This window comes from Aquabacterium sp., from assembly GCF_021768455.1.
Lineage (GTDB): Bacteria > Pseudomonadota > Gammaproteobacteria > Burkholderiales > Burkholderiaceae_C > Aquabacterium.
Genome location: NZ_JAIZVX010000195.1, coordinates 1 through 6,062 on the forward strand (window position 1 = coordinate 1; position 6,062 = coordinate 6,062).

4 protein-coding genes and 1 pseudogene are annotated in these 6,062 nt (G+C 67.1%); 1 reads left to right on the forward strand and 4 read right to left on the reverse strand.

Going from position 1 to position 6,062, the window contains the following annotated elements:
* Window positions 1-114: 114 nt before the first annotated feature.
* Window positions 115-462 (reverse strand): annotated as a pseudogene (locus tag QZ994_RS18160) (deoxyribodipyrimidine photo-lyase); the annotation flags it as partial.
* Window positions 463-598: 136 nt separating this feature from the next.
* Here QZ994_RS18160 and parC point away from each other — a divergent pair.
* Entirely contained in the window at window positions 599-2,926 is a 2,328-nt protein-coding gene (gene parC / locus QZ994_RS18165; protein WP_290876957.1) for a DNA topoisomerase IV subunit A, read from the forward strand.
* 47 nt (window positions 2,927-2,973) lie between these two features.
* On the opposite strand, the gene QZ994_RS18170 is transcribed toward parC, so the two are convergent.
* The 3 genes from QZ994_RS18170 to QZ994_RS18180 form a co-directional block, all read right to left on the reverse strand.
* Entirely contained in the window at window positions 2,974-3,459 is a 486-nt protein-coding gene (locus tag QZ994_RS18170) for a DUF4405 domain-containing protein (RefSeq protein ID WP_290876960.1), read from the reverse strand.
* Window positions 3,460-3,591: 132 nt separating this feature from the next.
* Window positions 3,592-4,572, reverse strand: coding sequence for a sodium-dependent bicarbonate transport family permease (locus QZ994_RS18175; protein ID WP_290876963.1), 981 nt, complete (start codon window positions 4,570-4,572; stop codon window positions 3,592-3,594).
* 87 nt (window positions 4,573-4,659) lie between these two features.
* The gene (locus tag QZ994_RS18180; RefSeq protein ID WP_290876966.1) at window positions 4,660-6,042 is read right to left on the reverse strand and encodes a bifunctional serine/threonine-protein kinase/universal stress protein; all 1,383 of its coding nucleotides are present in this window, start codon (window positions 6,040-6,042) and stop codon (window positions 4,660-4,662) included.
* Window positions 6,043-6,062: the final 20 nt, after the last annotated feature.

The window sequence follows — 6,062 nt, forward strand, 5'->3', positions numbered from 1 at the left end:
AACGCCTTCGATGCCGCCGTTGCCATCAGCGCCACCCTGGCCGTGGTCGAACCCTACGCCTCCGGGCTGGGCGGTGGCGGCTATTTTCTGTTGCGCCAAGCCGGCACACCAGCGGCCTACGGCCAGGTCGCGGGCGTAGGTGTGGGCGTTGCCGGTTTCCTCGTGGGCAAACAGCCCGTCGAAGGGCTCGGCCTGCCAGATGCGGGCCAGCACGTCCACCACCTCGCCGCGCATCACCCAGAGCTCGCCACCCAGCTCGCGCAGGGCCGTCTCCAGCTCCATCAGCGCCTCGCGCACGAAGCCCCAATGCTGGGCCGCCGCATCGGGCTGCAGCCACAGGCTGGGCTCGACCACATATAGACAGCGCACGCGCCCCCCCGCTGCAAAGCGCTGTGCGGCGCGCAAGGCAGCGTGGTCGGGCGTGCGCAGATCGCGTTTGAACCAGACGAGGGCGTGGGGCATGGGCGGGAGCTTAGGCAGGCTGACGCCGGTGGGTGAGGCTTGAATCGATTCAAAGGTGCGTCATGCGAGCGCCACTGTGCCCCGGCCCAGCCACTACACTGCGCATCGCTGATCCCGGATCCCCTGACCCACCGCGATGTCCCAACAAACCATCGATTTCACCCCGCCGCCGCCTTCCGATGGCGGCGAATCCCTGACCCTGGCCCACTACGCCGAGCGCGCCTACCTGGAATACGCCCTGAGCGTGGTCAAGGGCCGTGCCCTGCCCGATGTGTGTGACGGCCAGAAGCCCGTGCAGCGCCGCATCCTGTATGCAATGGAGCGCATGGGCCTGAGTTTTTCGGGCACCACCGGCGCCAAGCCGGTCAAGAGCGCCCGAGTGGTCGGCGATGTGCTCGGCAAGTACCACCCGCATGGCGACAGCGCCGCTTACGACGCCATGGTCCGCATGGCGCAGGACTTCGCGCTGCGCTACCCCCTGATCGACGGCCAGGGCAACTTCGGCTCCCGCGATGGCGACGGCGCCGCCGCGATGCGTTACACCGAAGCCCGTCTGGCGCCCATTTCCCGGCTGCTGCTCGAAGAAATCGACATGGGCACGGTGGACTTCATCCCCACCTACGACGGCTCCTTCGAAGAGCCCCGCCAGCTGCCTGCGCGCCTGCCCTTCGTGCTGCTCAACGGTGCCAGCGGCATCGCCGTGGGCCTGGCCACCGAGATCCCCAGCCACAACCTGCGCGAAGTGGCCGCGGCCACCGTTGCCCTGATCAAGGACGATAGGCTGCCCGATGAGGCGCTCTACGCCCACATCCAGGGGCCCGATTTCCCCGGGGGCGGCCAGATCATCTCCAGCCCGGCCGACATCGCCGAGGCCTACCGCACCGGTCGTGGCAGCCTCAAGGTGCGCGCCCGCTGGAAGATCGAAGACCTGGCCCGCGGCCAGTGGCAGCTGGTGGTGACCGAACTGCCGCACGGCACCAGCTCGCAGAAGGTGCTGGAAGAGATCGAAGAGCTGACCAACCCCAAGATCAAGGCCGGCAAGAAGGCCCTGAGCACCGAGCAGGTCAACCTCAAGACCACGGTGCTGTCGGTGCTGGACACCGTGCGCGACGAGTCCAGCAAGGACGCCCCCGTGCGCCTGGTCTTCGAGCCCAAGAGCCGCACCATCAGCCAGCAGGAACTGATCACCACGCTGCTGGCCCACACCAGCCTGGAGTCCTCCTCGTCCATCAACATGACGATGATCGGCACCGACGGCAAGCCCACGCTCAAGGGCCTGCGTCAGGTGCTGACCGAGTGGATCGGCTTCCGCATGGACACGGTCACGCGCCGCACGCGTCACCGCCTGGGCAAGGTGCTGGACCGCATCCACATCCTGGAAGGCCGTCAGCTCGTGCTGCTCAACATCGACGAGGTGATCCGCATCATCCGCGAGAGCGACGAGCCCAAGCCCGCCCTGATCGAGGCCTTCAAGCTCAGCGAGCGCCAGGCCGACGACATCCTCGACATCCGCCTGCGCCAGCTGGCTCGCCTGGAAGCGATCAAGATCGAGCAGGAGCTGGCCGAGCTGCGCACCGAGCAGGCCAAGCTGGAAGACATCCTGGGCAACCCGGCCGTGCTCAAGCGCACCGTGGTGAAAGAGATCGAGGCCGATGCCAAGCAGTACGGCGACGAGCGTCGCACGCTCATCCAGGCTGAAAAGCGCGCCGTGGCCGAGGTCAAGGTGATCGATGAGCCGGTGACCGTGGTCATTTCCGAAAAGGGCTGGGTGCGCGCCCGCACCGGCCATGGTCACGACCCGGCCGGTTTCGCCTTCAAGGCGGGCGATGGGCTCTACGGCACCTTCGAGTGCCGCACGGTCGACCCGCTCATCGTGGTGGGCAACAACGGTCGCGTCTACAGCGTGCCCGTCAGTGTGTTGCCGGGTGCACGGGGCGATGGCGCGCCCATCACCACCATGATCGAGCTGGAGTCCGGCACCCAGCCCCAGCATTACCTGGCTGGCAACCCCGAGCGCACCCTGCTGCTGGCCACCTCGGCAGGTTTTGGCCTGTTGGCCAAGCTGGGCGACCTCACCACCCGCCAGAAGGGCGGCAAGGGCTTCCTCACCCTCGACGAAGGCGCCACGGTGCTGCCGCCGGTGTGGGTGCAGCCCGCGCACACCCAGGTGGCCTGCCTTTCTGGCGATGGGCGGATGCTGGTGTTCGCACTCGACGAGCTCAAGTTCCAGTCCAACGGTGGCCGCGGCCTCACCCTGATGGACGTGGACTTCCCCAAGTCACCGCTGCTTTCGGTGGCCACGGTGCAACAGGGGGTGCGCGTGATCGGCACCACCCGAGGCGCCAAGCCCAAGGAAGAGGACGTGCGCAACTCGGCCTTCCTGGCCCACATGGGCAAGCGTGCCAAGAAGGGCAAGGCGGTTGATGCCTTCCAGAGCGTGATCAGGCTGCAGCCGCTGGCCTGAATGCGGAATGCCTGAAAGGGGGCAGGCTCAGCCTCCTGGTCCGGCGCTCAGTGGAAGACCGTGGCCAGCGCCTTGAACTGCTGGCCGCGCTCGGGGCCGGTCACGCTGACCAGGGGCTGATCGGCGGACTCGACCTTGAACCCTGCGGCGCGCAGCGAGGCCATCACGGCCTCGGGCGATTGCTTCGCCAGGGCGGCCACGGTGGTCACCGGGGCGTCCAGCACGGCAAAGCCCGCGCGCATGGCCGGGTTGCCGCCTTTTTCTGCCTTCGGCACGAAAAAGGAGGCCACGAGCAAGACGGCGAACACGCCCATGATCACCTGGCCGCTGCGGCGACCCAGGTGGCGCTTGAACGCCGCCCAGTTGGCGACGCTGTGGCACACGACCCCGGCCACCATGGCCCAGCCCAGCCATTCGTGGGCCTCCTTGTTGAGGCCGGTGTCGAGGTGGAAGAACATCAGGATGCCGGTGACGCCCATCAGCAGGAAGGCGCCGATCGTCAGGGGCGTGGCCCAGTCGCGGGAAATGGTCATGGTGGTGCTCGGAAACAAGGAAGGTGAAAACCCTTGGATCCTAGGCCGCCAAGCTGAAGCCAACCTTGACGCAATGTGGGCTTCAAGCTTTTTTACGAACCCGACACACCACCCAAACGTGCGCAGCGGCGATCAGGGCCAGAAGCGCCCCACCACCTCGGTGTAGAGCGGGATGCCCAGCAGGATGTTGAACACGAAGGTGACCGCCAGCGACAGCCCCAGGTAGAGCCCCGGCTGGGCCTCGGGGATGGCATGGCGCAACACCGCCGGCACCACGATGTAGGAGGCGCTGGCGGCCAGCACCACCAGGAGGATGGCGTCACCCTTGGGCAGGCCCAGCACCGCGGCCAGGCCCATGGCGAGCAGACCATGCACCAACGGCCCCACGATGCCGTAGGCCAGCAGCGCGGGGTGAACCTGCTTCAGCCCAGGCAGCTGCCTGGCCACGAGCAAGCCCAGGTCGAGCAGGAACAGCGCCAGCATGCCTTTGAACAGGTCGCCGGAGAAGGGCTCCATCATCGCCTTGCCCCGCTCCCCGGTGGCAAAACCGATGAGCAGGCTGCCCAGCAGCAGAAGGTTGGCCCCATCGGTGAACGCCTCGCGCACCACATGGCCCAGCGATGGCGCAGCTGCCGGGTTTTCACCCGCCTGTGCAACGCCTGCCTCCAGGCGGCGTGCGCGCGCGGCCAGGGCCATGGCCATCAGGATGGCCGGTGATTCCATCAGCACCAGGGCGACCGCCATGTGCCCGCCAAACGGGATCCCCTGGGTGCCCAGGTACTGCGTGGCCGTGATGAAGGTGGTGGCGCTGACCGACCCGTAGGTGGCGGCCACTGCGGCGGCATCGAAGCGCGAGAGCCAGCGCCTCAGCAGCCCGTAGCCCAGCGCGGGCACGGCCAGCGAGAGCAGGGTCGCGGCCAGCAGGCTGCCCAGCACCTCGGGGCCGAGTCCGGCCTTGGCCAGAGAAAAGCCGCCCTTCAGTCCCACCGACATCAGCAGGTACAGCGACAGAAAGCGGGCGATCTGCGGCGGGATCTCGAGGTTGGAGCGCAGCAGGCCTGCGGTCACGCCGAACACGAAAAACAGGATGGACGGGTCGAGCAGGTTGTTCAGGGCATTCATGGCCGCGATGCTAGGCCGCTCGAGGCATCAGGAAAACTGAATTATTTCAATGAAAAACATCGGCTCGTTTGATGTGTTTCACACCCGCACCACCGTCACGGAACAACTGGCTTCTGCCACGACCTGCGCGCTCACGCTGCCCAGGTAGCGCCGCATGGCCGAATTGCCCCGTGCGCCCATCACGATGTGATCGACCTGGTTGCGCGTGGCGAAGTCGATGATGGCCGTGGCGGTGTCGGGCGCTTCCAGCACGTGGAAGGTGAGGCGGTGCTCGTCCATGTCCAGCGCCTGCTGCAACGGGCGAGCCCAGTGCTTGATCGCGATGAGCTGCTGCACATGCAGGCTGTTGCCCTGTTCGTCGGTCAGGGTGTCCATGCCGATGCGGTTGGTGCGCATGATGCTGACGCAGGCCAGGCGGGCGCCGGGCTCGATCTCCATGATGCGGCGCACGGTGCTGAGCACCTTCTGATCGAGTTCGGGCGTGTTGGTCTTGGTCCCGATGGCCACCATGATGATGGGGCTGCGCTCCACCTGCGCGGTGCCCGGCGCATCCTGTTTGGGCTCCGAGCCCAGGGCCTTGAACCAGCGCTTGAAGGTGCCGATGCGGCCGCTGGTGTCCAGCTTGGCGGCGCGGGCCGTCAGGGCGATCTGTTCCGGGTGCTGCAGGTCGGAGGCGAGCAGGGCTGCGCTCTGATAGCGGCGGGCCGGGTCGACCTCCAGGCAGCGCAGGATCACCTCCTGCAGCCACGGCGGGGTGTCAGGGCGCAATGCGCGGGGTGGCACGGGTTCGGTGTAGAGGCGTTTGCGCAGGCCGGAGACCGAGGTGGGCTGGCCAAAGGGCCGCTCGCCGGTGGTGAAGTGGTAGAGCATCACGCCCAGCGCGAAGAGGTCGCTGCGCGGGTCGTTGCGCACGAATTGCACCTGCTCGGGCGAGATGTAGGGCCCGGTGCCCATGGGCAGCGAGAACTCCTCCTCCAGCAGGTCGGGCAGGTGGTCGTGGCGGGAGAGTCCGAAGTCCACCAGCACCACGGTGCCATCGGGCCGGGTGAGGATGTTGCTGGGTTTGATGTCCAGGTGCACCACATGCTGCTTGTGCAGGGCGTGCAGGGCAAAGGCCACGCGGTGGCCGATCTGGGCGACCTGCTCGAAAGGCAGGGGTGCTTTCTCCAGCGTGGGGCGCAGCGACTCTCCGGCGATGTGCTCCATCACGATGTAGGGCTGGCGGGTGAAATCGCCCTTGGCCAGGTAACGCGGAACATGGGGGCCCTTGAGCATGGGCATCACCATCTGCTCGACCTCGAAACCCACGATGGTGGCCGGGTCCTCGCCGCCCTTGATGCGCGGGATCTTCATGATCAGCGGCACCTCGGGGGCGCTGCAGTCGGTGCGGGCCACGTCCCACAAGGTGGCCATGCCGCCCTGGTGCAGCTTGGACTTGAGCACATAGCCGTCGATCACCATGCCTTCGTGCAGGCGCAGGG